Origin of the sequence: Nitrosomonas marina (assembly GCF_900110145.1) — a bacterium.
GTDB lineage: Bacteria > Pseudomonadota > Gammaproteobacteria > Burkholderiales > Nitrosomonadaceae > Nitrosomonas > Nitrosomonas marina.
Genome location: NZ_FOCP01000001.1, coordinates 177,344 through 202,515 on the forward strand (window position 1 = coordinate 177,344; position 25,172 = coordinate 202,515).

Sequence of the window (25,172 nt, forward strand, 5' to 3'; positions counted from 1 at the left end):
TTTATTACGAACCGAATTCAGACAGCGCTGAAAGCGTTCTAGGCAGGCTCATCAAATCCAGAGATAATCAAAAACAAAGAAAAAACGGACAGTTTTTTCTTGTCAGGAGTAAAACACTTTAACGGTGATACACAAGACAGGCAGTGGCAAATACCACATTTACATCACATATCGGACAATTTTTTGAATTAAATGCAAACGGCTTCGGCAAGTCAGAAATTTTCTTAAAAACCAAATGGCATTTAACCTGGCAGGATCATACTGTCCGGTTAAATCCTGCTCAACCATGTCAAAGACACATCATAGGTACTTTAACGCTGGTCTCAGTTTATTCTTGCCCGCGACTCCAGTCGGGACGACTTTTCATCATCCCTTCCATGAATCAGAAAATACACCACCGGAATCACCAGCAGGGAAAATAGTGTTGAGGCGAAAATGCCGAAAATGAAACTCCAGGCCAGCCCGGAGAATATCGGATCGAGAATGATCACGAAGGCACCGAGCATGGCAGCGCCGGCGGTCAGAAAAATGGGGCGCAGACGGATCGCACCGGCTTCGATCAGGGCTTCCGCCAGCGTCACATCGCCACGGGCACGGATACGCTCGATAAAATCGACCAGGATGATTGAATTGCGCACCACGATACCGGCCAGCGCAATCATGCCAATCATGGCGGTTGCTGTAAAATAGACTGGATTGGAATAACCCCCGATGGGCGAGGCTGCAACCAGATTGAGCAGCCAGAAGCCGGGCATGATACCGATTATCGTCAAAGGAATGGCGATCATCATGACCAGCGGCATGGTCAGCGAACCGGTTTGACCGACCAGCAGAATATAAATCATCACCAGCGCGGCCGCAAACGCCAGTCCCAGATCACGAAACACATCAACCGTGATTTTCCATTCTCCCTCACCAGCCAGCTCCACGGTGTACCCTTCCGGCAGTGGACGTTCGGCAAGTATGCCCTGCAGATCAAAAACCGCCTCAACAGGGCTGCGTCCCGCCATTTCAGCGATAACAAAATGCACCCGGCGCAGATTCTTGTGATAAACCGGCTGATCCGCATTCAACACGACAGCAGTCGCCAGCTCACTCAAAGCAATCAGGTCGCCTTGCGCATTTTTCACCCGCAACGCCAGTAAATCGGCAACCGATGAGCGCGACGCACGCGGCAGTTGCAGCAGGATTTCAAGCGGCTGACGCTCGTTACCGGCATGCACAATGCCGACAGTATGGCCTGCGGCAGCCATACGCAGCGTTTGTGCAACCTGCGTTGCATTGACGCCGGCCAGCGCGGCTTTTTCACGGTTCAACTGAAAATGAATCTTGTCATGCACCGCTTCGGAAAAATCATCGACATCCACCACGCCGTCTATCGTTTCGAGATCGGCGCGCACCCGTTTGGTGACAGTCACCAAATCACCAATACTGGCCTCGGGCGGACCGTAGATTTCCGCGACCAGGCTGGCAAGCACGGGCGGGCCGGGCGGGATTTCAACGATTTTCAGATTGGCACCGAATTGTTTTCCAATCCGCTCTATTTCAGGCCGGATTCGTAATGCGATTTCATGCGATTGATGCCTGCGCATGTCCTTGGGTAGCAGATTTATTCGAACATCACCCATATAACCGCCATTGCGCAGATAATACCGGCGTACCATGCCATTGAAATCCATCGGTGATGCCACGCCGGTATAGGTCTGATAATCGGTCACCTCATTGACGGTAGCAATATATTGTCCCAGGGCGCGTGCGACTTCGTCTGTCTGCTCCAGCGTTGAGCCGCGGGGCATGTCGATGACAATCTGCAATTCGTTTTTGTTATCGAAAGGCAGCAGTTTCAACGGAACTGCACGGGTAACCGCCAGCATCACGGAAACCAGAAAAGCGACCAGAATAATCAGCAAGAAAACCCATGCCCGTGCGGACGTTGCCAGCAACGGCTGCAGCGTGGCGCGATAAATGCGGTAAACCGGCGTGTGCTCGAGTTCGTCAGACGCTGCATGCCTCGGCTTGTGATAGTCATTTTGCAGCAGTTTATAACTTGCCCAGGGGGTAACGGTAAAGGCAACAATTAACGAGATGAGCATGGCTACAGGAACATTGAAAGCCATCGGCGCCATGTAAGGTCCCATCATCCCGGTAATAGAAAACATTGGCAGAAATGACACGACGACGGTAAACGTCGCCAGTATCGTCGGCGGCCTGACCTCGTCAACGGCTGTCAGCAGGGCGTCCAGCGGCGGTTCCTTGCGCAGCTGATAATGCCGGTGAATATTTTCGACATCAACGATCGGATCATCTACCAGCAACCCCAACGACAGAATCAACGCAAACAGCGTGACCCGGTTGATGGTATAGCCGGTAAGATAATCCAGCAACAGCGTCAGCGCCAGCGTCATCGGCACTGCAATCGAAACAATAAACGCTTCTTTTGGCCCCAGCGAGAATGCCAGCAGCGCCATGATTACCACAATCGCAAAGCACAGATGCTTGACCAGCTCGTTGACTTTGTGATTAGCGGTCTCCCCGTAATCCCGCGTCACGCTCAGCAAAATATCCTGTGGAATCAGCGTGCCATGCAGCTCCGCAGCCATCGCAAGGATGTCCTCGGCCACGGTGACCGCATTACTGCCCTTGCGCTTGGCGATGGCAACCGTCACCATCTGGCGTTCCTGTCCGGCTTGCGGCTGCTCACCCGCTGCCTGGCCGATCGTGACCATATTCTCAACCGCGGTCCCGAAACCGATGCGCGTATAATGTCCGACATCGGCAGGGCCATCGACAATGCGCGCTACATCACGCAGATAAACCGGTCGATTGTCCACACTTTTGACAACGACGCCTCCCACCTCAACTGCAGAACCGAAATGCGGTCCGGCTTCCAGCAGAATTTCACGATTACTGCGCTCAAAACTGCCGGCCTGCACATTGACATTGGTTTCCGTCAGCGCGCGCGCAACCTCAATCAAAGTCACACTGTGCGCTGCCAGTCGCGCAGGGTCGGCGTAAACCGACACGCGCCGCTGTTCGCCGCCTACCACCCAGCTTTTACCGACGTCGTCGATACTCCTGAGCACGGTAATCAATTCATCTGCGATACGGCGCAACGCCATGGAATCATAGCGATTGTGTTGCGATGACAACGCCAGTAATACGACAGGCACATCATCAATCTCGACCGGATTGACTCTCCAGCCGGTGACGCCCGGCGGAACCAGATGCTGATTGGACAGGAGCTTGTTCCAGGTTTTGATCAGACTGTCCTCATAACTCTGGCCGACATAATAACGGACGGTCACCACTGCAGCGCCTGGTCTGGAAACGGAATAGACATACTCCACTCCCTCAATCTGCTTCAGTAATACTTCCAGTGGCGTTGCGGCCAGCTTTTCCACCTCTTCACTCGACGCGCCGGGATACTCAAGCAGCACATCCATAACCGGCACGACGATCTGAGGGTCTTCTTCACGGGGTGTCAGTGTGAGCGCGACAGCGCCCGCCAGCAAAGAGATAATCAGAAACAATATCGACAGCTGCGAGGTTGTAAATACTTTGACGATTCTTGTCGTCAAACCATACTTTTTCACTTGTTTGTTTTCGCTGCCCATCACTGCGGTTGAATGGAACCGGTCATGACTATTTCACCTGCGCGCAAACCGGAAATCACTTCGATCCGGTCACCGATGGTTTTTCCTGTTCTGATGTGACGCATGGACTGACGCCCGTCCGACAATACCCGGACAATTTCCAGCTGCCCCAGATACTGCACGGCACTGACCGGTATCAATAGTGCCACGTGCTGACCGCAGGCCTGTTCCAGCCAGCCGAAATGGCCCGGCTTCAACCCTTCGATGGCCGGCAATCCAATTTTGATCAACTGCGAGTGCGTCTGCGCATCCATTTCGGGAATAATTTCATCAACTGGCGCACTGAAAGTCTGGTTCAGCGTATCAATCCGTACCGTGACTTTCTCACCGACACCGAATTCGCCGGCACAGGCAGCCGGAATTTCAATCTCTAGCCTGAGCCCGTGAGGTATCTGCAGCGTAACCACGGGCACGCCCGGCAATCCCATGTCCCCCGGTTGTTTGAGTCGCTTGACAACGATACCGTCAAAAGGCGCCCGCAACAGCGTGTCCGTCAGTCTCGTCCTGATTTCATGCAACGTGCCGGCAGCCTGGTCGGCCCGCGCGCGCGCTTCTTTTGCCTGCGCAACTGCGGCGTCATAACTTTCGCGGGTTGCCGCTTCTTTTTCAAACAGGCTGCTGATCCGCTGCTTGTCTGCGCTGGCACGGACAGCATGCGCATCGGCACCGGCCAGTGCAGCAAGCGCCGCTTTTTCCCGGGCCCTGAGATCACGTTCATCCAGACGCGCTATCACATCACCTTTCTTAACAGCGTCCCCCGCATTAACGTAGATCTCTGTAATCAGGGCTGTCAATCTGGGAGCAATACCTGCAACGGTTCTCGACTTGACGGTTCCGGGCCAGGCAAGCATATCGCCAACCAGTTCCTGTGCGACGACCGCCGTATGACTGGCTTGTGTTCTTGTTTCACCTGTCAATGAATTTGTCCCCGGGGCTACTTTGCTGACGAAGCCCCCCTGCATATAAACCAGCAAAAAAACCAGAGCCAGTGTCACTGCGACAATCGACGCATATTTTTTGATAGTGTTCTGTCCACTTGCCCAAGACATCAGTATTCCTTTATTTCCAGTCGCCAATTGCTTTTTTTAGTGAAATTTCAGCGCTGAGTGCATCGTAATGCGCTGCGATGGAATTGGACTGCGCATTATTCCGCGCGACTTCAGATTCAATATAGCGTGTAACGGTCGCCATGCCGGCGCGCCGCTCTTCGTGCACCAGTCTAAACGCCTCCTCCGCTGCGACAACCGAAACCTCTGAAACCTGCAACCGCGCCAGCGCCTCTTTCAACCTTAAAAAAGCCGTTTTAACCTCCTGCTCTATCGCCAGCCTGGTTTTCCGCTCCATCTCGCGCATTTCTTTCACTTTTCGTTGCGCGGCGCTGACACGCTGCCTGGTGCTGAATCCTGAAAACAGATTCATTTCAACGGCGACGCCGACAGAGACATTGTCCTGCTGACCGGAAAAACCGGGCGACTGGCTGTTTTGACCGTAACTGACAAACGCGTCCGCCTTAGGCAGATAAGCGCCCAACTCGACTTTCAATTCACGCTCGCTGATCTCAACCTGTCTGGCAGCGGCCATGATTTCCGGGCGTTCAGTCAGAGCCCGTTCAAGCAGTTCGTTAAACGATGCGCGTATACCGGGTCTGTTCAGTCTGGATGTTGTCGCGACAGCAAACGCTCCGGGGTTTTCCAGACCGAGTAAATTGGCAATACTGGTTTTGGACAGCTCTATACCGTTGGCCGCACGGATTTCCGCCTCCTTCGCCTCTGCCAGCTTGACGTCCAGCGACAGCACCTCGGACTTCAGCGTGGTTCCCGCTTCGTACCGCAGTTTTGTCTGATTGAGTTCGCTGGAAATGGCATAAATGGAATCTCGCGCCACCTTCACCGCTTCCCGCGCGGACAGATAGGCATAATAAGAAACCGTTACCGCCTCGACCAGCGCATTTCTTACCGACGAACGTTCGAATTCGGCTGCATCGACGCCGAGTTCAGCTGCCCTGCTTTTTTGATAATCCTGCCCTCCTCGAAACAACGATAATGAACCAATGATTTCTGGACGGAAGTTTTGCCGGTAACCGGGGCTGTTAATGTTCTGCATTGCACTGGCATCAAAATCACGCTGCGCCACTATCATTGCAAAAACCTGCGCCGGATTGTTGGAATGTTCGTAACTTGCCCTGGCTGAAATCTGTGGATAAAAAGCAGCCAACGCCACACCCAATCGGGCCTCGGCCTGTTTGATGCGTTCGATGGCGATTTGCAGATCGGGATTGTTTGACAGAGCATAGTCAATGGCCTGATCCAGCGTAAACATCTGGGCAGTAGATTCTCTGGCTGCCGCTTCACCGGCATCAGGTGCAAACACGGCACTTTCGTCTGCCGACAATTGTGACGATATGACAGTTAATATCAGAATTAATACCAGCTTGTTTTGAATTATTCTTGGCATATCTCCACGCATGAACAACGATTAGCGGTGACGTCCATGAAACCCGGACAAACTGTCGCTACACACGCTCGGCTGAGATTCAGGATTAATGTCATACCTCCTTTTACAGTCGTTCCATTCGCAGTCCTTACAAAACAGATCGATGATACATAAATCGAACGTTTACCGCTTGCCGACCAGCCATAGGTTCGACCTTGACAGGCCTTCAAAAGGCGCTGCCGGGTTTGATGCCCAGTTTTTTAAGAAACATGGCCATAGGGCAGAACCCGGTAAATGCCGATTGCAACAGGTTTGCACCGACAAAAGCGGTAAACCACAACCAGTTTACTGAATGAAAATGTGCCAGCAGCAGGCTGATTAAAATAAAGCTGCCGGCAACAGCCATTACCGCCCTGTCAATCGTCATTTCATTCACCTTTTTCCTTTAACCGGGTCAGCCCCATGAATTTAAGAACTAATTTTTCATAGTAAGGCTCGGTGATGCCTTTGCGTATTTTACGCATAAAGTATTTCTCGAAACCGATTTTGGCAAGATGCACCCATTTGCCTTCAGAAGACCATGTCGTATTGCGCGGAGGAATTTGCGGCTGCGCCAGAAAAGCCACGCCGGTATCGCCGAAATCGGCCAGGCATAATGCATTCCATGTCGCCTTGTGTGACGGTTCTTTGCCAGCCAATTCTTCGGCAATGTTATGCGCGACTGTCGTTACCATGGATTCAATCATGTAACCGGTTTTTGGCGCCCCAACCGGCAATGGTGTTTTTTCAATCGGTGGTATGGCGATGCAGACACCAACGGAATAAATATTTTTAAAAGCCGTGTTACGCTGAAATTCATCCACAAGCACAAAACCGCGCGGATTTACAAGACCTTCCGCCTTGACATGACGCACCGCATCGACACCTGTAAAGGCGGGCAGCATCATGGAATGCTTAAATGGCAGCTCGTGCTGCTTTTTGTCTTTTCCGTCGTCGTCGACTTCGGTCACAAAAACCATTCCAGGCTCGATCTTGTCGACCCGGGCATTTGTTATCCATTTAATCGTTTTGTCGCGCAGCGCGCTTTCCAGCAGCCCTTTGGTATCGCCCACGCCACCCAGACCAAGATGACCGATATAGGGTTCTGAAGTGACAAACGTCATCGGCACCTTGTGACGCATTTTGCGTTTACGCAGTTCCGTTTCAAGAATCATCAGGTATTCATAAGCGGGGCCAAAACAGGAAGCACCCTGCACTGCGCCCACAACAATCGGGCCGGGGTCTTCGATAAATCTGCGCCAGTCTTCCGCAGCGGTGGCAGCGTGATCGACGTGACAGACCGAAGACGTATAACCTTCCGGCCCCAGACCGGGAATTTCGTCAAAAGCCAGGCGCGGCCCCGTCGCTATGACCAGGTAATCATAAACCACAGTCGACTGATTATCGAGCAGCACCTGATTGTTGTCCGGGTCGATGGATGCCGCCGCTTTCTGAATAAACTCAATACCCTTTTTGTTCATGACCGGCGCAAGCTCGATCTTCAAGGCTTCTGCCGTCCGCCATCCGGACGGGACCCATACATTTGACGGTACAAAATGAAACGTCGGTGTGTCGGAAATCACGGTCACTTCATGATGCTTGCCAACGACCTCCTTCATTTCATAAGCCATCGGTACACCGCCAATACCCGCACCCAATATTACAATACGCGCCATGCCTGCCCCCATTGACTGATACCAAACACATACCCAGCCGTTCAGAAATCTGACCGGGATCCCGTCCCGCCCGAATCCCCGCAAATCATGTTTCAACCAAGCATAAAACAAAACACCCAAAAAAGGAACAGTATTCAAGCGGAACCAATTTTGCTGCTGCAATCAACGATATACGAATGCCAACCACAAAACGATTATCACATGACTGTCTACATCTGAAAATTATGTTCCGCTGATTACAAAATCCTTGTCGACAACACAGCCGCAGGGCGTTTTCAGGACTGAGAAAAGGTCAGAAACGGCTAAACCCCGTTTAGTATCCTGCTGTTATGTTTTACTTTTTTTGATAGCACCGCTGCTACAATTGATTGCCGGGCCAGCTTCGATAAAGAAAAATCTGCGACGGTTTAAAGTACCCGCCAAAGAAACAGTCGATAAACCGGTTGTAATTTGTGTACTATGCAAGCTGGCATTTACACAAACATCGTGCATATTCAATGAAACCAACCAAGCTGATATCCTTCCTGTTTATTATTTTCTTACTCAGCGGATGCTTATCGCCGCTCACGCTGAACAGAGCGGTCATAGTTTATGATGACGCGGTTACCAAGGCAGAATCCGAACAGCTATTGATCAATATTGCCCGGGCCCAGCATCATGAACCGATTCATTTCACCAGAGTGCCAAACATTGCGGCCACGTTCGATTTTCGCATGAATGCAGGTGGAACACCTGCGCTGACAGGTGACTCAGGCGGGTTACTCATGCCATTATTCGGCGGCAGCATCGCCGAGAATCCCACGTTTACCATTATTCCGATCGAAGGCGAGGAATTTACCAAGCGATTGCTGACGCCGTTTCACCAGAGTAAACTGACCCTGCTGCTGCGTCAGCACTTTGATGTCGATCTGCTGCTGCGCATGATGGCACAGGAAGTACATCTGCATCCTCATCATTCACATGACATGGAAAACAGCGCACCGGTCCATTTCGAGCGGCATTTTCGTTTCAAACGCAGGCATCGGAACGCCCTCGACAGGGCTACGATAGAACTGACGAAGGAGCAGGCAAGTCGGGTGCGCACGCGTAGCCAAAGACATCAGAAACGGGTCACTTATCACAACAATCCATCCGATAAGTCCGGATACGAAATTTTCCGCAAGGTGGCATTGCATCTTTCTGCCATTCAGGACCAAAAACAGCTTTACGTTGAGCCGCTGACCTTTGAACGAAGCTGGACCATTCCAGCCGCGTCTGTGTCAGCGGAGGGATTTCAGGCTCTGGAGAAGGAATTTACCGTGCGTTACAACGCGGAAGACAGCACCTATACACTCAGCAAACAGTCGCTGGGGCCAATTCTCATTACCAATTATGATCCCGATATCGTCTGCTGCGAGGAACGCGCGGAGCTGTTCGAAATGACCAGTCCGTGGATCACACATGATGTCGCCTTTGATATCCACCCCGATTATGCAGGGGGAGACTGGCCCATTCAAGGATCTTTCCGGCTCAGAAGTTTTCATTCAATACTTAATTTTCTGGGTCACGCACTCGGCGAAAACCCGGAATACGACATTGAAAAAGATGCACGGACACCACCCATCGCCCACGATGAAAACCCCAGAATGACACTGGACCTTAAGGTATCGGACACACCGCTGTCAGGCGCCGGACTGACCATCAAATCACACGACAAATACTATGCGATTAACACCGCGGAACCTGACGCGCACTGGAACCGGAACGCCTTTCAATTACTGTATATTCTTTTTCGCATGACAATTACGGACGCGCCGCTCTTTGGCGCGCCCAGTATTACCATTGCCAAATAGCTAGCCCCCGACTCAGGCGCTATTGGAATATTTCATTCAGGAGGCTTAGTTATGCACAATCTGACCGAGATTGAAATCAGCGCACTGAACGAGGCGCTGGATGATGAATACATGGCCTGGTCTGTCTATGATCAGGTAATCGCCGATTTTGGAACGATACAGCCTTTTAGCAATATTCGCGCAGCGGAAGAAAGGCATATCGCAGCGCTGCACACGCTGTTTACACAATACAATCTGCCAATTCCCGATAATTCGTGGCCCGGCAAAGTGGAGCGCTTCGCCAGCATACAAACCGCCTGCGAAGCCGCTGTGGCTGGCGAAATCGCCAATAGCAAAATGTATGACCGGTTAATGAAAGCAACAGAACGGCCGGACATCCTGGCAGTATTGCAGAACCTTCAGGAAGCATCACAGCAACGTCATTTGCCGGCCTTTCAGCGATGCCTTGAGCGCCACGTCCGGCAAAAGAAGTAATCCCAGCCGGAAAATATCCCATGATTTACAAAAAAGCAGCGAGCGATAAGCGGCCAGCGAGCTTCAAAACGTGTATCAAACCATATACGTATTAACACGTATATATTTGCCTAATCTGTTTTGATACACTGAAATACATAGTCTGGTGTTTATACCATTACAATAATGGATAATCAGCAAATGCTCTTACGAACGGCAAGGCAAAACGAGAAAAGTATCTTAATTGTTTTTTTGAGTTCCAGCTTGCCTAATTTCTAAGGAGAAACATCATGCGCAGAATTTATTTTCTTGTTCCGAATCTTTCCGTCACCAGAAAAATTGTCGAGGAATTGCTACTGGCCAAGGTCGAGGAAAAGCATATTCATGTCATCGCAAAACGCGGCACCCCGCTGGAAGATCTCCCCGAGGCCAACCTGCTACAAAAAAGCGACTTTGTTCCTGCCGTTGAGCAGGGTGCTGCTTTGGGCGGTGCGACCGGCCTGCTTGCAGGACTGGTTGCCGTGGCATTGCCACCCGCATCAACCGTTATTGCCGGCGGCGTTTTACTCGCCACTACGCTTGTGGGCGCTGGCGTTGGATCATGGGCGGGCGGCATGGTCGGCATGAGTGTCGGCAATCGCCGCATTAAGGAATTTGAAGATGCTATTGAAGCAGGAGAATTTCTGGTATTGGCGGATGTTGCATCTGAACGCGTTGATCAGATAGAAGCATTAATCAAGCAACATATACCGCAGGTCGAAGTCGAGCAGACCGAGCCGAGAATACCCGCGTTTCCATAAGTCATGCTGCTTTGACAGTGCCCGATAGACGGCAGGTCGTTCGCTCCCGCTACTCACTGCAATTGTGAAGCGAGGGCGAACAGTATACCATCAGCATGTTTTTTGATCTTTCTGACAGATGCCTAGACATCTGCCATCTTGTTGATCTTATTCGGTCAAAGGCTTGCGTACCTGCTGCCAGCTCTGGCCAGATTCTACGAATCAAGGTTGCATTTGCTACGTACGCGCTCAATTGCGGTCATTAGGAAGGCGGCACCGACGTTTTACCGTTGATTACCGGATTGAATAAAACTTACAAATCCATCAAGGAACGCTTCAAGCTGATCCCGTACAGTTTCATCGGTTAATTCACCGGCTTCATCGAAAACCTGCTGCGCTCTTGAGACCATTAGCTGCCCACCAAACCAGGGACGCGTGCCCAGTCTCTTGAGCACAGGAAGCCAGGCATTCTGTGAAAAAGCTGTACCGAAACCGCCCGGCGTTGCCCCAATAACAGCAACCGGACGCCCGCCGAATACTTTTGCAATTGTTTCTGGCGGCCGCGACAACCAGTCGATGGTATTTTTAAAAACACCCGGTATCGAATGATTGTACTCAGGTGTGGCCAGCAAAATACCATCGGATTTGGCGATTTTATCCTGCAACATGACAACAGCGCGCGGAACTCCTTTCTCAGCCTCGAGATCACCGTCATACAGCGGAATATTTGCGGGCGTGACAACTTCAAGCTCAACATCCGCTGGTGTCAGCTTTGCTGCTGCCCGCAGCAAGGCAGTATTCAGCGAACCTTTACGCAGACTACCCGAAATACCGACGATTCTGTTCACAAGTCCTCTCTGGTTAACCTACACCCGTTTTCAGCAAATTGCTGCTTGATCTGTAGCAATACTGTCTCAGTACTCCCGCATGTCCGGCCACAATCAACGCTGCATATCCCTATATCCCTTTATGGCGTTACGGTCACCTTCCCCCAGTCCAGTTGGCCAGACAAGATCGCTTGAAGCGGGCGCCACCAAGGCTACCGAGGCGGATTCCGGACCTTCATAAAATACCCGAAACACTCTGACTTCTGCCCGGTCGGCACCAAGATTCGGTGGCAACAGCACGCGCAGCGGCATACCATCTGTATTGAGTTGCTGAATCATATTTTGCTCGAGAAATACTGCGGCTTCAGTCGCAAGCACAGCTCTTATCTTGAACCTCTCAATTCAAGATGCAGAGGCAGAAAAAATAGCTATGAAATACAGCAGATTCCACAACATACTAAAGGAAAAATACGCTTGAGAACAGGCAATGTCAAGAAAATTGACAGCCTGTTCATTGGTGCAGAAACTCGAGAAAGCAGGATCTTCCACATTACAGAGACCGGCAGCAAACAACAACATTGGCCTTTTCGGACAAAGCAGATAAAATTTCAGGTATGTCGAATATATGTTCTACATCTCGTCCTTTTGCTTATAGCTTCTTTACCACCAACACGCCGTGTAACATCAGAATCAAACACAAAAAAACAGATATTCAGCATGCATTAGAACGCACGAATAAACCGCAGATACGTCAACGATAAGCGCAGCCGACTCACAGGCAATTCGGCAGATCAATATTTGGCACAATTCTATGAAGAAACAGAATGAAATCACCGTAGAGTCACTGGATCAGGAAGGTCGTGGCGTCGCACGACAAAACGGCAAGGTCATTTTCATCGAAGGCGCATTAACCGGCGAAACAGTGACATATCAAACGTTTAAGCGCAGGCAATCCTACGAAATGGCGCAGGTTGACCAGATAGGGCATGAATCACCGATGCGTGTTAAACCCAGATGCCGGAATTATGGTGTTTGCGGCGGTTGTTCCATGCAGCATATGGATGCAGTGACCCAGGTAGCCGTTAAACAGCGTATTCTGGAAGACACCCTCGCGCATATCGGCAAAGTCAAGCCGGATGTGATTCTGCCGCCAGTTTACGGCAGCAGCTGGGGCTACAGGCAACGCGCGCGTATTTCGGTACGTTATGTCCAGCGCAAGGACAGAACGCTGATCGGTTTCCATGAAAGACACAGCAGTTTTGTCACTGATATGCAGCACTGCGAGATTCTGACACCCAGAGTAGCCAGCCTGCTGCCCGACCTCGCAGCCGCCATTGATCAGCTGTCGATTCGCGACCGGCTGCCGCAGATCGAAGTCGCATCGGGTGATGATATTGACGTTCTGGTCCTGCGCATTATGCAACCGTTAGCCGATACCGACAAGCAACTGCTGCGCGATTTCGCGGATGAGCACCGGATTCAGTTCTGGCTGCAACCCAAAGGCCCGGACAGCATTTATCCGTTTCACCCGCTGGAAGCAGCACAGTTGTCATACAGCCTGCCGGAGTTCAATGTGATCATACCATTTGCACCCACCGAATTTACCCAGGTCAACGGCGCGATAAACCGGGTCATGGTCGGTCGCGCGGTACGTCTACTCGAACCGCAACCAGGCGAACACATTGGCGATTTTTTCTGTGGCCTCGGCAATTTTTCCCTACCGATCGCACGCAGCGGCGCAACAGTCACTGGTATCGAAGGCAATGACGCACTGGTAGAACGCGCACAGCAGAATGCGGCGATTAACGGCCTGTCCGCCAGCACCCGTTTTGTAGCAATGAATCTGTTTGAAATGACACCGGAGAGCTATACCAGCCTGGAATATTTCGATAAGCTGTTGATCGATCCGCCGCGCGATGGCGCAGTCGCGCTGGTCAAATCGCTGGCAGGCAATCATGCACCGCGACGTATCGTGTATGTATCGTGCAAGCCTTCCACGCTGGCGCGCGACGCGCAGATACTGGTCCATGATCAAGGTTACCAGCTCAGAGCAGCGGGCGTCATGAACATGTTTCCGCATACATCACATATAGAATCAATTGCGGTGTTTGAACGCCCATAAAACGATTTCTGCATTCATCTCGTTTACCGCAAACTTCGGCCATCGATCAGTATTGAAAACATGTGCGCGAATATGCCTCGCCCAAAACGTGTAAACCATTCATGCTTTGGCATGTCGCACGCCACCCGGCACGTACAGAACTGATTAAGATAGAATATTCTATTCCTGCCTTGCTCCATAACACCACGGCAACGCTGTACCTGGCAATATCATATTGATAGAGTACTAGAATGTATTTTCAGACAAATAATGAATCGCTTCGTTGTATCTCCCCAGCGATTTGAGATTATCGAATATTTTTTGCTCTTCCTGATCGAGAACCGATTTGAACATCAACGCAACCACGCGCATCGAGCGGTTAATGGCGAATACATAGTAAATGGTTAGTCCGGTTGTTTCCGAAGAAACGTGATACACGTCCACGTCAATCGTCCTGGCCCCGTCACATGCGCGATCATCGCGCACGATGCGCAACAACTCACCCGAGATTATCTGCACAGGCCTTAATTGCCGTTCCAACGCTATTTTTTCCAGTACATCATAAAGCGGTTCGAATGCGTCGGGTTCAGGCAGTTCGAATCTCGTTTTCATCCTGTTCTCCTCAGCTGTCTATCAGCAACACTCACGGATAATCGGCTTTATTGATACGATATATCTTCATTCTGTAGGCCAGCGTGGACGGCTTGACACCAAGCAGTTCTGCGGCGCCATCCGTACCGGAAATACGCCAGTTTGTACTTTTGAGTACGGCGATCATGTTCATTTTCTCCTGCTCACGAAAATCCGCATCGGTTAGAAGTTTTGTTTTTTCTCCCGGCCTGGCAGATAATTGGCCGATCGGCCTGTTCCGTCGAATATGATCAGGCATTGCAAGATCCAGCCTGAGCCTTTGATTCTTTGTAAGAATAACTGCCCGTTCAATAATATTTTTAAGTTCCCGGATATTGCCCGGCCAGTCGTAGCTGTTTAGCTGGTCAAGCTGCTGGCGAGTCAGTTTGAGCGGCTCGCGGCCGAATTCCTGACAGATATTTTTCAGAAACTGCATGGCCAGCGGTCCGATATCATCGATTCGTTCGCGCAATGGCGGCACTTCGACAGGAAAAATACTCAACCGGTAATATAAATCCATACGAAAGCGCCCGGCTTCGACTTCCGCTTTCAAATCACGATTTGTCGCCGCAACAATGCGAACATCCACTTTAATCGTTTTGTCGTCGCCCACACGTTCGAACTCCTGTTCCTGTAAAGCCCGCAGCAGCTTTCCCTGCAGATCCACCGGAATCTCGCCCACCTCGTCCAGAAACAGCGTTCCACCATCAGCCAGATGCAACCGGCCTACCCGGTCACGATGCGCACCTGTGAACGAACCGCGCACATGTCCGAAAAATTCGCTTTCAAAAAGCTCTTTGGGAACAGAAGCGCAGTTAACCTTAACAAGCGGTTTATCGGCCCGGGAACTGTTGGCATGGATCGCGCGTGCAATCATTTCCTTGCCGACACCCGATTCGCCCAATATCAGAACGCTGGTCGAGGTTTTGGCAACGGCCTCTATCTGGGCCAGCGTGCGCATCAAAGCCTGGCTTTTACCGATAATCTCACCAAAATTAGCCGTGATATTGATTTCATCGCGCAAGTAATCACGTTCCCGTTCCAGCAGTTCCTTCAGTTTTTTTATCTCCAGATAGGCTGCTTCACGCTGCTGCTCGTTTTTTCTTCGCTCTGTAATGTCCCGATAGACAACAACCGCCCCTTTCAGTTCACCATTCTCGCGAATAGGTGTGCTGGTATATTCAACGGGAACCGGCGTACCGTCTGTGCGCCAGAAAAATTCGTCATCTCCGCGGTGTATTTCGCCATCTGTAAATGCGCGATAAATCGGGCATTCGCTGCTTGGGTACGGCCTGCCGTCCGGATAGGAATGATGGTGAATATCGTGCAGCGACTTTCCGATAACATCTTCGGCACGCCATCCCAGAATCTGGGTCGCCGCCTCATTGACAAAGGTTGTATTACCCCGCGCATCGACACCGTAAATCCCTTCCCCTACCGCGTTGAGAATCAGCTCATGCGTTTTTTGCAACTGCTTGAGCTTGGCGACCGCACGACTGTATTCTGATGTCTCGGCAAACACCAGCAACGCGTAATATCGCTCGCCGCCGGCCTGTTCTACGCGCCAGGCCGACAGCATACCCTGAAGCCCCGTAGTAGCGGCATCACACTGTTCCCTTTGCTGCCGGCAAAGTGATACCGGCCTGCCGTTTATTGCAGCGCCGTTCTGTATAACATGCATAATCTGCCGGGCAAGCACGGTATCGTTCTGCCGGTTGAATAATGCCTCGAATGGGTATGATACGACATCATCGGTAGCCGGCAACCCCAGATATTCTCGCCAGACTGTATTGATATCGCAACAAACGCATGTTTCATCGACAATCGCTGCAAACAACGGTGAATGCCGGAAGCACAAATCAAAATTAACCATCACCAAATCACAAATTTTTGCGAATCTTATCACAAAAATTTGTGATTCATAACTTTTTGATACTGTTATTTTAATTAAACTTATTATTAATCAATGAATTAATAGTTGGCACGATTATTGATAGATCTATTGCATGAAAAAAATTTTCACCCTTTGCAGTTTTTTATCAAACACGCGATCACCAATGGCTTCTATTGTCATCATCATTCAAAGGAAATATTTTTTATGCAAACAACTGAAGGACGCATTACACGATCGACCGGCGCTGCATTCGCGCATTATTCACTGCTATGTTGGCTGACCGGTATCGCAATCCTGGCCTCGCAACCGAATTTCGCGAACACCGCACCAGGTACTGAAACAGAACAGAATAAAACTAACACCGACTGGAGCAATGTTCCTCCCGTCACTTCACCGCCCAAACCGGGTATGTTTTCGCGCCCGGCGACGCCCCAGGCAGGATATTATTCAATTCTTGATTTGCTGACCGGAAACAAACAGTCACAACCGCCAGTGTCTCCCTACCCTCGATTTGGTTTAATGACAACGCCCCAGTTCGATATCGATTTCCGTTATCTCGAGAAACCGGGGCACGAAACAGATATCTTCGATCCAGTCAAGCGGATCCCGATCGCGGACGACTGGCTTTTGTCATTTGGCGGCAGCTTCTGGTATCGGTATATGCATGAAACCGATTCCCGTCTGAACGAAAACGGACTGAATAATGATTACCACCTGATCAGGACGCGCCTTCATGCCGATTTGTGGTATCGGGACCGCGTGCGCCTGTTCGCCGAATTTATCGATGCGCGATCATTTGATCCCGAACTCGCACCATCGGGAATTGACAGAAATCATACAGACATGCTGAATCTGTTTGCAGACATCAAGGTAGCCGATGTCAATGGGCCGGTTTATGTACGGGTTGGCCGCCAGGAACTGCTCTACGGTTCCCAGCGTTTGATTTCCACGCTGGACTGGGCAAATACGCGGCGCACATTCCAGGGTGTCAAGACTTTCTGGCGCAGTGACACGATTGATCTGGATGCATTCTGGGTCCGTCCCATGCGCACCGAAAAGGGGGACTTCGATAACTGGGATACAAAACAGAATTTCTGGGGCCTCTGGGGGACCATCAAACCACGACCGGATCATTTGATCGATTTGTATTATTTAGGACTGGATAACAGGCATACCGTGTCCGACGCAAATATAGCAGCGGGTAACATCACGCGGGGCGATACAATTGTCCATACGCTGGGTGGAAGGCTGGCGGGAAATTTCGATCGCATTCTGTATGAGCTGGAGGGCATGTATCAATTTGGCGAGCGGTCCGGGCTGGACGTGTCGGCATTTGCCGTGGCGACAGGCGTTGGCTATCAGCTGCCACTCCCGATGAACCCGAATATCTGGATTCGTTACGACTTCGCATCCGGAGACAGTAACCCGCAGGATGGCAGAAGCAACACATTCAACCATTTGTTCCCATTCGGCCACTACTATCTCGGCTATATCGATCTGGTCGGCAGGCAGAATGTCCACGATATCAATGCGCAGGTCACCTTAAAACCGCAGCCCTGGTTTACATTCATCGGACAATATCATCGCTATTACCTGGCAAACGAACGCGATTTCCTGTACAACGCAGGCGGCGTTCCGCTGCTGCGAGACCCGACGGGGCAGTCCGGCAGTCATATCGGCGACGGCATCGATTTTCTGGCTAATTTTCATATTGCACGCCATCATGACGTCATTGTCGGCTACTCGAAACTGTTTTCCGGAGATTTCATCAAAAACCAGAGACCCGGCATCAATTCCGATCTGTTTTATGTGCAGTATAATTTCAGATTCTGACAAGGATTCTTTTGACATGATACAGTTTATTTTGACAGTTTTTTTTCTTATCGCAACCACAGCAAATGCTGCAAGCAACTCGCCTGACGACATGTCAGAGCGCGTTAAATCCTGCACGATATGCCATGGTGAATCAGACCGTGCCGAGCAGCATGTTTACTATCCGCGCATAGGCGGCAAACCCGTGGGCTATCTGTACAACCAGTTACGCAACTTCAGGGACGGTCGGCGCCATTATCAACCAATGGCCATACTGCTGGAGAATATGCCCGACGACTACCTGATGGATATCGCGCGTTATTTTTCAGCGCAGTCGCTGCCGGCGTATCAGCCGGAACGGCACAACTTGCAGCCTGATGAACGTGAAATGGCCGAAATGATGATTTTTTCAGGTGATTCTGACAGGGATATTCCGGCATGCAGCGACTGCCACGGCCGCGCATTGATGGGAAAAGCGCCTTTTATTCCAGGGCTGCTGGGTTTGCCGCGTGCGTATCTGTCCGCTCAGTTTGGCAGTTGGCGCAACGGTGGACTGGTTCGTGGCCAGGTATCCGACTGTATGTCGAAGATAGCGGAAAAGCTGACAGACCGCGAAATCATCGCGATTGCAAAGTGGTTGTCAATTCAGGAAGCATCCGACAGCCCGGAACCGGCGGGAAGCCTGTCCCCCGAACTGGCGCATCGTTGCAGCAGTATTGTTGAAGCGGAGATTTCATCATGAACGATTTCACAACCTTGACCGACAGACTTGAAAAGCTGGCTGCGCATTTGGTAACGGGCACTGTATTGCTGTTTCTTGCAACAGGCACCGCTGCATATGGTGATTTTGACGATCCGTTCGATCGTGCCGGACTTGATTCGCAGCAGCAGCGCGGCGCATATCTGACACGCGCCGGTAACTGCATGGGATGCCATACCGCTCGCGGCGGACAACCGTTTGCAGGCGGACGCCGCCTGACCACCGCATTTGGCGTTTTCGTCACACCTAATATCACACCCGATGAAGAGACGGGAATCGGTAACTGGACCGAAGCGGATTTCTGGCAGGCTTTGCATGAAGGCAAATCGCCCGATGGCCAGTTGCTTTATCCTGCATTTCCCTACACCGAATACACCAAAGTGACCCGGCAGGACGCCAACGCGATATTTGCCTATTTGCAGTCGCTGCCCGTAATCAGGCAAACCAACCCGCCACATGCCATTCGTTTTCCGTATAATTTCAGGCCACTGCTGCATATCTGGCGCGCGCTGTACTTCACCCCTGGCGAGTATGTACCCGACTCATCGAAAACAACACAGTGGAACCGCGGCGCTTATCTGGTACAGGGGCTGGGACACTGTAATGCCTGCCATACCAACCGCAGCCTGCTCGGGGGTGCGGACAATGAACTGGCCGGCGGACAGATTATGGGCATGAACTGGTACGCGCCCTCGTTGACATCGCATCTCGAGGCCGGCAGCAGTGACTGGACCATTGATGAAATTGTGGCGCTGCTGTCCATCGGCATTACAGACCGCGCGGTGGCTTCAGGGCCGATGGCTACGATTATCCGGCAAAGCCTGCAGCATCTTTCAAAGGAGGACCTGCGCGCCATGGCTGAGTACCTGCAATCCATATCGGACAGCAAATCGGATTATGCGGCGGCTTCGGCCGCACCTGCGCCGATCAGCGCATACAGCAGCCTGATGCATGGAGAGCAACTGTATCAAACCCACTGCCAGGACTGCCACGGCGTCTCGGGAGAAGGCGTGCCAGGTATTTACCCGCCGCTGGCAGGAAACCGCGGCGTAGTCATGACATCACCGCTCAATACCATTCGCAGCATTCTGGAAGGCGGTTACCCTGCCACGACCAAAGGGAACCCGCGTCCTTACGGTATGCCGCCTTTTCAGCAGATTCTGCACGACTACGAGATCGCGAATCTGGTGTCATATATCAGAAACGCCTGGGGTAACAGCGCGGACAGAGTCACAGTGTATGACGTGGAACAGAGCAGGCGTATCGGAGTTGAGTGATGTTTGAAACATCACGGACGGGCGCTGGATCTTCGGAAACCAGTGTGAATCGCAGGTGTTTCAGGATTTGAAGCACCATATTTTCATATGGTTTTTAGCCAAATACACTGAAATTCAGCCTTTATGCTATTAGCTGCGTTTCATGGGCTATTCCCGATTTGCTGATATAGAGCTTTCCAAGCGCTACAGGCAACCTGAACCGACGGGGACCAGCGCTGCCCGGGTTGAAATACAACACTCCCTCCCTGATTTCGGAGCTGGGCATATGTGAGTGCCCGAAGACAACAGCATCAAATCCTGCTGCGACCGGGTCGAGATCGATTTCATCAATATTGTGAATCATGTAAATCAATTTTTCATCCGCTTCCACCAATTCAGTCTTTGGGAACTGATCTCCGAACGTTCCCCTGTCAATATTCCCACGAATGGCAACGACAGGGCAGACACTCCGCAAATCCCGAATGACATCGCCCGACCCGATGTCGCCCGCGTGTACGATGATATCTGAACCGGAAAGATATTCCAAAGCTTCCGGACGAACAAGACCATGGGTATCCGAGATGACGCCGATTATCATTTTTTAGGGTCAAGTCTATTTATTAATTATATTCTCTACTTCAGACATTAGCTGGATCAGATCTTTGATCCAAATCCGGATTTTATCAATCTTTCAATCAATAATGGACATGGTATAAAAGTAAACATATCATATTTTTATTATTAATCAACAGATTTGATATCACTTGATAAGCATATCGATTTACCAGTCACTACTGTTTTTCAACATCTAAAAGGAGCCATACTACGCAGACTGACTGGACCACGTATGCATCACGCTGACGCGCATGGACAGTTTCTTGTATATCACTAGCAGCACAATTTTTACTCGACATCCAAAAACAAAAAAAATCAACCGACTAAAAGGAGAAAAAATCGTGGCCTATGTCAAGCCGGAAGAAATCGTTGAAAACATGCTGCAGACTGGCGCCAGTAAAACCGGCTTATCGGTCAAGAATCTGTTATTGCGTGGTTTTCTTGCCGGCGCTTTTCTCGGTTATGCTACAACACTGGCCATTCTGGCGGCAACACAAACCGGTCTCGGTATTGTCGGCGCCCTGATTTTTCCGGTTGGTTTTGTCATGATTGTATTGCTTGGCCTTGAACTGGCAACAGGTAATATTGCACTTATACCGATCGCTGTCAAAGATAGGCGAACACATATCGGCGCTTTACTCTATAACTGGTACTGGGTATTAATCGGCAACCTGGTCGGCGGAGTCAGCTATGCCTTTCTTTATACGATCGTCACAACGAAAATGGGACAAATTGATCCGACAACGATTGCCGCTGCACAACGTCTGATCGATATCGCTGAGAACAAAACACTGGGTTACGCACAATACGGTTTTGTTGGCACTATCACAGCCTTTACCAGTGCACTGTTATGCAACTGGATGGTTACACTGGGCGCTGTCATGGCCCTCACATCAACCACTACAACTGGAAAAATCGCGGCCATGTGGCTACCCATCATGACTTTCTTTGCCCTGGGCTACGAACACGCCATTGTCAATATGTTTTTAATTCCAGCCGGCATCATGCTGGGCGGAAATATCACAATTGCCGACTGGTGGTTATGGAATGGTTTACCGGTCATTGCCGGTAATATTGTCGGTGGCATGCTCTTTACCGGTTTTATGCTGTATTGGGCTTATAATACCCGCAAAAAGAAATCTTATTAATGACGCTATACAACCCATACCCAGCCTGTAATCTTTAAAACTCAAAATGTATCAGTAGCAATACTTGGCAGAAAAATTAACCGCACATGAAATATTTAATAAAAACAAGGATTTGCTATCATTAACAAACGAGTTTGTTTTTTTGCCGTTGAAAGCACACAGCTCACCATGCATACATGCTCGATTTTTTGTTCATGATAGTCAGCCCATATCTCTCTGTACAAGGTGTCTTTGCCACGCCGTAGCACACATGCAATGGCAAAAGGTGCTCTTCTCTCGGATGGCAATAACGCGCACCGGGCGCCTCTTCCCATAGAACCAGCAATTCACTTCTCTGCTCCTCTGAGTACCCCCTATCAACACAAACGGTCTGCAGCCAATTCTCAAATTTTTCGTTAAGCTGGTCTGGTTCCACGGTATCAGGCGCAAAAAAAGTTTTCAAATTATGAAAAGAGAAACCGGAACCCATGACCAGCACATTCTGTTTATGCAGATCCCTCAACGCGGATCCGATCTTAATATGCCGGGAGGGGTTCAGTGTGTTAACCAAAGAAACCTGGACACACGGCATGTCAGCATCGGGATACATGATCTTGAGAGGGACAAAGACGCCATGATCGAATCCCCGGATTTCGTCCAGGCGCGCATCGATTTCCTCGTTTGCAAACAAACGGAATATTTCCCCAGCCAATGCAGGCTCACCTGGACACGGATATTGAATTTGATATGACCCAGGTGGAAACCCGTAGTAGTCGTAAATTAATGGTGGATTTCTTGCCGCGGTAATTGTAGGGACCTGTTCTTCCCAATGCGCGCTGAACACCACTATCGCCTCCGGCCTGGGCATGGTTTCAGCAATACGCTGCAGGTATGCCACCATTTCATCGTGCCGCAGATCTCCCAGCAATGGCAACGGCCCTCCGCCATGGGATATATACAGGGATTTGGGCAATGTCATCATGCTAAAACAAATCTATTCATTAATTTTCTTCTCTACCTCGTGCACCAATTCTGTCAACCCTGCATCTTCACAAATCTGCCGCTCAAATCTGGCGACCGAACCTGACACACTGCCATAGTGACTGAAGCCAAAGGCTGTTGCTATCTCATTCAGTGACAAGCCTGCAAATTTACGGCAGCAATAAATTCCTGCAGACCGCGCGTGATTCTTCATTCCACGCCCCCGTACCGCCTGCAATATTTCTTTTTCAGGAGAGGCAAATACAAGTGAAACAGCCTGGATAATGGCTGAGATTGAGGGAACTGGTCTGAGTTTCTTTATTTCCGGTATTTCCGCATTGACTGGCAACCTGGAACAAATTGATTCTCTGAAACTGTCACTGCCCATTACAGCGGGTAATTTATTTTTGCTATAAAACAGCTGCGTTTCTTCATCAACGCCCTTTTCAACAAATAACCGGTAAGATCTCCGCCGTTGCTGCCGCCCTAGCATATTCAGTAAAAAATTTGTATGCAGCCACTTCGGCATTGCTGTAGTACTTATATAAAACCGGTAGCTGGACCATTGGTACATTTTGGCTGAAGAAGTCATACCGGCTACAACAGGATTCAAATGAATATACCGGCTTACATTTAACAAATAAGCATCCGGTTCGATAAGGATTGCCTTGTAGCGCCCGCGAAATAATGGACCGTCGGTAGCTTCCAAACGGTTATGGCGTTGCGTGTAAACACCATTCAGATGCCGCATCGCCCGTTGCAGGTTACCTTCAGGCGTATGGACCAATAAGTGATAATGGTTATCCATTAAGCAAAATCCGTGAATTTCTACACGAAACATCTTGCTTATCTGAAACAGCAATTCCAAAAAAAACATACGGTGCGTATCGCTGCTGAAAATATTGCGATAACCTGCTCCCCGGTTCATTACATGATACCAGGCGTTTGGGTATTCAATTCTTAGCGGACGGGACATAAACGAAAAAATACCATAAAATTTATTATAAATAAACAGACTTGACCCTAATTCCTTTAGAGGAGTTAGTGTTTTGTAGCTAACAGACGCCGATGGCAGAACTGTATTAACGTACCAAATGTGGCAACTTTGAGTGACCACGAATTAATACAGGAGAATTCACATGAAAGTAATTTCACCACGTACACACGGTTATCTTGATTTTTTGACTGTTGTTATATTTTTACTCGCCCCAATAGTATTAGGATTAAGTGAGTTACCAGCAATTCTTGCTTATAGCCTGGCCGTCGTTCATTTGATTGTTACATTGACTTCTGATTTTCCCTTTGGGATAGTCAAGTTGATTCCATTTACCATTCATGGCTGGATTGAGCGCCTGGTCGGACCCTCACTAATTGCCTTACCTTTCATTTTTGGCTTTGCCACTGACGAAATCGCGAGAAATTTTTATATCGGCATGGGTATTGTGATTATCGCTGTTGGTATTCTCACAGACTATCAGGGCCAGCCCAGACAAAGAGGCGGTATTGAAAAAGTAAAAACACAATAAGACAATTCGACCATGGTTTTACCCGGGTCAGTGCTTTTCCGGGTAAAGCCACATAACTAAAACTAAAAACCAATACTAATGAGCAAGTCTAATAATTAATGGTCAAGTCTATGTATTAATTCATTCCCAAATTTTTGCATCAATTCCGCCATGCGCCAATCGGGCATCTTGTTTATGACATCGATCAAAAGCAGGTGGGCACAAACCAGAAAACTTCATAGATCTATTATTTAAAAACAGATTTAACACTTATTTTTACAATTGAGAATAGTTATCATAATTATTTGCAATTGCAAATAATTGTAGTTATACTGCTCCTGCATTCATTAAGCGTGTTCCTTTTACTGCAAAAAAGACCGCACCAACCAGCGCAACGTGACTGCGTAGCCGGATGGTTGGAACAGATAAAGTTATGCTGCAGACCTCCTCGGCACATCACTTGTTATACATCCTTTCATCGTTCCCCCATTTCTTGCATGGGCCACAAGTGATGTGCCTTTATTCCGTATAAAGCGGAAACTACCCTTTGACCGATTCCATAGTTCAAGATACTGCGGTTTAATTCCAAAATTCGATGGCGTTTTTTACAATCCTGTTCTGACACGCAAACCCGGCATTAACGGGCTTGTAGCATATACAACAATGCACAAAAATGTCTGGATCGCATTTAATTCACAAAAGCCAATCAACAGTAGATAGCATGCAGACAAATGCATATCATATTTATATTATTAACAAATAGACTTGACCCTAATCCTCTAATCGCCTTGTTGCACTG

21 protein-coding genes are annotated in these 25,172 nt (G+C 49.8%); 9 read left to right on the plus strand and 12 right to left on the minus strand.

Annotated features, from left to right (window positions below):
- Window positions 1–323: 323 nt before the first annotated feature.
- The 5 genes from BMX44_RS00855 to BMX44_RS00875 form a co-directional block, all read right to left on the minus strand.
- Window positions 324–3,593, minus strand: a complete 3,270-nt coding sequence (locus tag BMX44_RS00855) for an efflux RND transporter permease subunit (RefSeq protein ID WP_218143891.1) — start codon at window positions 3,591–3,593, stop codon at window positions 324–326.
- A 20-nt stretch (window positions 3,594–3,613) separates the two neighbouring features.
- Window positions 3,614–4,702: an efflux RND transporter periplasmic adaptor subunit gene (locus BMX44_RS00860; RefSeq protein WP_090627062.1), complete on the minus strand. Its 1,089-nt coding sequence runs from the start codon at window positions 4,700–4,702 to the stop codon at window positions 3,614–3,616.
- Window positions 4,703–4,712: 10 nt separating this feature from the next.
- The gene (locus tag BMX44_RS00865; RefSeq protein ID WP_090627064.1) at window positions 4,713–6,107 is read right to left on the minus strand and encodes a TolC family protein; all 1,395 of its coding nucleotides are present in this window, start codon (window positions 6,105–6,107) and stop codon (window positions 4,713–4,715) included.
- 205 nt (window positions 6,108–6,312) lie between these two features.
- Window positions 6,313–6,513, minus strand: coding sequence for a YgaP family membrane protein (locus BMX44_RS00870; RefSeq protein ID WP_090627066.1), 201 nt, complete (start codon window positions 6,511–6,513; stop codon window positions 6,313–6,315).
- Between the two features lies 1 nt (window position 6,514).
- A complete protein-coding gene (locus tag BMX44_RS00875; protein WP_090627250.1) occupies window positions 6,515–7,801 on the minus strand; it encodes an NAD(P)/FAD-dependent oxidoreductase in 1,287 nt (428 codons plus the stop codon).
- Between the two features lie 497 nt (window positions 7,802–8,298).
- Between BMX44_RS00875 and BMX44_RS00880 the strand changes: the two genes are divergently transcribed.
- The 3 genes from BMX44_RS00880 (at window position 8,299) to BMX44_RS00890 (ending at window position 10,886) form a co-directional block, all read left to right on the plus strand.
- Entirely contained in the window at window positions 8,299–9,633 is a 1,335-nt protein-coding gene (locus BMX44_RS00880) for a hypothetical protein (RefSeq protein WP_090627067.1), read from the plus strand.
- A gap of 51 nt (window positions 9,634–9,684) precedes the next feature.
- A complete protein-coding gene (locus BMX44_RS00885) occupies window positions 9,685–10,107 on the plus strand; it encodes a ferritin-like domain-containing protein (RefSeq protein WP_090627069.1) in 423 nt (140 codons plus the stop codon).
- A gap of 269 nt (window positions 10,108–10,376) precedes the next feature.
- On the plus strand, window positions 10,377–10,886 hold the full coding sequence (locus tag BMX44_RS00890) for a DUF1269 domain-containing protein (RefSeq protein ID WP_090627070.1): 510 nt from the start codon (window positions 10,377–10,379) through the stop codon (window positions 10,884–10,886).
- Between the two features lie 263 nt (window positions 10,887–11,149).
- Here the strand turns inward: BMX44_RS00890 and BMX44_RS00895 are convergent, their stop codons facing one another.
- Window positions 11,150–11,713 carry an NADPH-dependent FMN reductase gene (locus BMX44_RS00895; RefSeq protein ID WP_090627072.1) on the minus strand — a complete coding sequence of 188 codons (564 nt, stop codon included), beginning with the start codon at window positions 11,711–11,713 and terminating at the stop codon, window positions 11,150–11,152.
- A gap of 93 nt (window positions 11,714–11,806) precedes the next feature.
- Window positions 11,807–12,070: a hypothetical protein gene (locus BMX44_RS00900; protein ID WP_090627073.1), complete on the minus strand. Its 264-nt coding sequence runs from the start codon at window positions 12,068–12,070 to the stop codon at window positions 11,807–11,809.
- A gap of 433 nt (window positions 12,071–12,503) precedes the next feature.
- Between BMX44_RS00900 and rlmD the strand changes: the two genes are divergently transcribed.
- Window positions 12,504–13,814 (plus strand): 23S rRNA (uracil(1939)-C(5))-methyltransferase RlmD, encoded by a 1,311-nt coding sequence (gene rlmD, locus BMX44_RS00905; RefSeq protein ID WP_090627075.1) that lies wholly within the window; start codon window positions 12,504–12,506, stop codon window positions 13,812–13,814.
- Window positions 13,815–14,039: 225 nt separating this feature from the next.
- Here the strand turns inward: rlmD and BMX44_RS00910 are convergent, their stop codons facing one another.
- Entirely contained in the window at window positions 14,040–14,405 is a 366-nt protein-coding gene (locus BMX44_RS00910) for a hypothetical protein (RefSeq protein ID WP_090627076.1), read from the minus strand.
- Between the two features lie 31 nt (window positions 14,406–14,436).
- A complete protein-coding gene (locus BMX44_RS00915) occupies window positions 14,437–16,296 on the minus strand; it encodes a sigma 54-interacting transcriptional regulator (RefSeq protein ID WP_090627078.1) in 1,860 nt (619 codons plus the stop codon).
- 225 nt (window positions 16,297–16,521) lie between these two features.
- Between BMX44_RS00915 and BMX44_RS00920 the strand changes: the two genes are divergently transcribed.
- From BMX44_RS00920 to BMX44_RS00930, 3 genes are read left to right on the plus strand one after another with little or no spacing between them, the layout of a single operon-like run.
- Window positions 16,522–18,150 (plus strand): alginate export family protein, encoded by a 1,629-nt coding sequence (locus BMX44_RS00920; protein WP_090627252.1) that lies wholly within the window; start codon window positions 16,522–16,524, stop codon window positions 18,148–18,150.
- Between the two features lie 16 nt (window positions 18,151–18,166).
- Entirely contained in the window at window positions 18,167–18,871 is a 705-nt protein-coding gene (locus BMX44_RS00925) for a c-type cytochrome (protein WP_090627254.1), read from the plus strand.
- Window positions 18,868–20,166, plus strand: coding sequence for a cytochrome c (locus tag BMX44_RS00930; protein WP_090627080.1), 1,299 nt, complete (start codon window positions 18,868–18,870; stop codon window positions 20,164–20,166). Before BMX44_RS00925 ends, BMX44_RS00930 begins: the two co-directional genes overlap by 4 nt.
- Before the next feature lie 121 nt (window positions 20,167–20,287).
- Here BMX44_RS00930 and BMX44_RS00935 read toward each other — a convergent pair whose 3' ends face one another.
- A complete protein-coding gene (locus BMX44_RS00935) occupies window positions 20,288–20,743 on the minus strand; it encodes a metallophosphoesterase family protein (RefSeq protein ID WP_090627081.1) in 456 nt (151 codons plus the stop codon).
- A gap of 358 nt (window positions 20,744–21,101) precedes the next feature.
- Here BMX44_RS00935 and BMX44_RS00940 point away from each other — a divergent pair, with 358 nt between their 5' ends.
- The gene (locus BMX44_RS00940) at window positions 21,102–21,908 is read left to right on the plus strand and encodes a formate/nitrite transporter family protein (RefSeq protein ID WP_090627083.1); all 807 of its coding nucleotides are present in this window, start codon (window positions 21,102–21,104) and stop codon (window positions 21,906–21,908) included.
- Window positions 21,909–22,071: 163 nt separating this feature from the next.
- Here BMX44_RS00940 and BMX44_RS00945 read toward each other — a convergent pair whose 3' ends face one another.
- Both BMX44_RS00945 and BMX44_RS00950 read right to left on the minus strand, forming a co-directional pair.
- A complete protein-coding gene (locus BMX44_RS00945; RefSeq protein WP_218143892.1) occupies window positions 22,072–22,869 on the minus strand; it encodes a DODA-type extradiol aromatic ring-opening family dioxygenase in 798 nt (265 codons plus the stop codon).
- Between the two features lie 12 nt (window positions 22,870–22,881).
- Entirely contained in the window at window positions 22,882–23,844 is a 963-nt protein-coding gene (locus BMX44_RS00950; RefSeq protein ID WP_090627084.1) for a transposase, read from the minus strand.
- 163 nt (window positions 23,845–24,007) lie between these two features.
- On the opposite strand from BMX44_RS00950, the gene BMX44_RS00955 reads away from it, so the two are divergent.
- Complete coding sequence (locus tag BMX44_RS00955) at window positions 24,008–24,394, plus strand: SPW repeat domain-containing protein (RefSeq protein ID WP_090627086.1); 387 nt, start codon at window positions 24,008–24,010, stop codon at window positions 24,392–24,394.
- Window positions 24,395–25,172 lie beyond the last annotated feature (778 nt).

Coding starts and splice junctions, on each gene's coding strand:
- BMX44_RS00880 (WP_090627067.1), top strand. CDS start 8,299: ATGAAACCAACCAAGCTGATATCCTTCCTGTTTATTATTTTCTTACTC.
- BMX44_RS00875 (WP_090627250.1), bottom strand. CDS start 7,801: ATGGCGCGTATTGTAATATTGGGTGCGGGTATTGGCGGTGTACCGATG.
- BMX44_RS00885 (WP_090627069.1), top strand. CDS start 9,685: ATGCACAATCTGACCGAGATTGAAATCAGCGCACTGAACGAGGCGCTG.
- BMX44_RS00955 (WP_090627086.1), top strand. CDS start 24,008: ATGAAAGTAATTTCACCACGTACACACGGTTATCTTGATTTTTTGACT.
- BMX44_RS00930 (WP_090627080.1), top strand. CDS start 18,868: ATGAACGATTTCACAACCTTGACCGACAGACTTGAAAAGCTGGCTGCG.
- BMX44_RS00860 (WP_090627062.1), bottom strand. CDS start 4,702: ATGTCTTGGGCAAGTGGACAGAACACTATCAAAAAATATGCGTCGATT.
- BMX44_RS00945 (WP_218143892.1), bottom strand. CDS start 22,869: ATGATGACATTGCCCAAATCCCTGTATATATCCCATGGCGGAGGGCCG.
- BMX44_RS00870 (WP_090627066.1), bottom strand. CDS start 6,513: ATGACGATTGACAGGGCGGTAATGGCTGTTGCCGGCAGCTTTATTTTA.
- BMX44_RS00925 (WP_090627254.1), top strand. CDS start 18,167: ATGATACAGTTTATTTTGACAGTTTTTTTTCTTATCGCAACCACAGCA.
- BMX44_RS00935 (WP_090627081.1), bottom strand. CDS start 20,743: ATGATAATCGGCGTCATCTCGGATACCCATGGTCTTGTTCGTCCGGAA.
- BMX44_RS00950 (WP_090627084.1), bottom strand. CDS start 23,844: ATGTCCCGTCCGCTAAGAATTGAATACCCAAACGCCTGGTATCATGTA.
- BMX44_RS00915 (WP_090627078.1), bottom strand. CDS start 16,296: ATGGTTAATTTTGATTTGTGCTTCCGGCATTCACCGTTGTTTGCAGCG.
- BMX44_RS00910 (WP_090627076.1), bottom strand. CDS start 14,405: ATGAAAACGAGATTCGAACTGCCTGAACCCGACGCATTCGAACCGCTT.
- BMX44_RS00920 (WP_090627252.1), top strand. CDS start 16,522: ATGCAAACAACTGAAGGACGCATTACACGATCGACCGGCGCTGCATTC.
- BMX44_RS00865 (WP_090627064.1), bottom strand. CDS start 6,107: ATGCCAAGAATAATTCAAAACAAGCTGGTATTAATTCTGATATTAACT.
- rlmD (WP_090627075.1), top strand. CDS start 12,504: ATGAAGAAACAGAATGAAATCACCGTAGAGTCACTGGATCAGGAAGGT.
- BMX44_RS00890 (WP_090627070.1), top strand. CDS start 10,377: ATGCGCAGAATTTATTTTCTTGTTCCGAATCTTTCCGTCACCAGAAAA.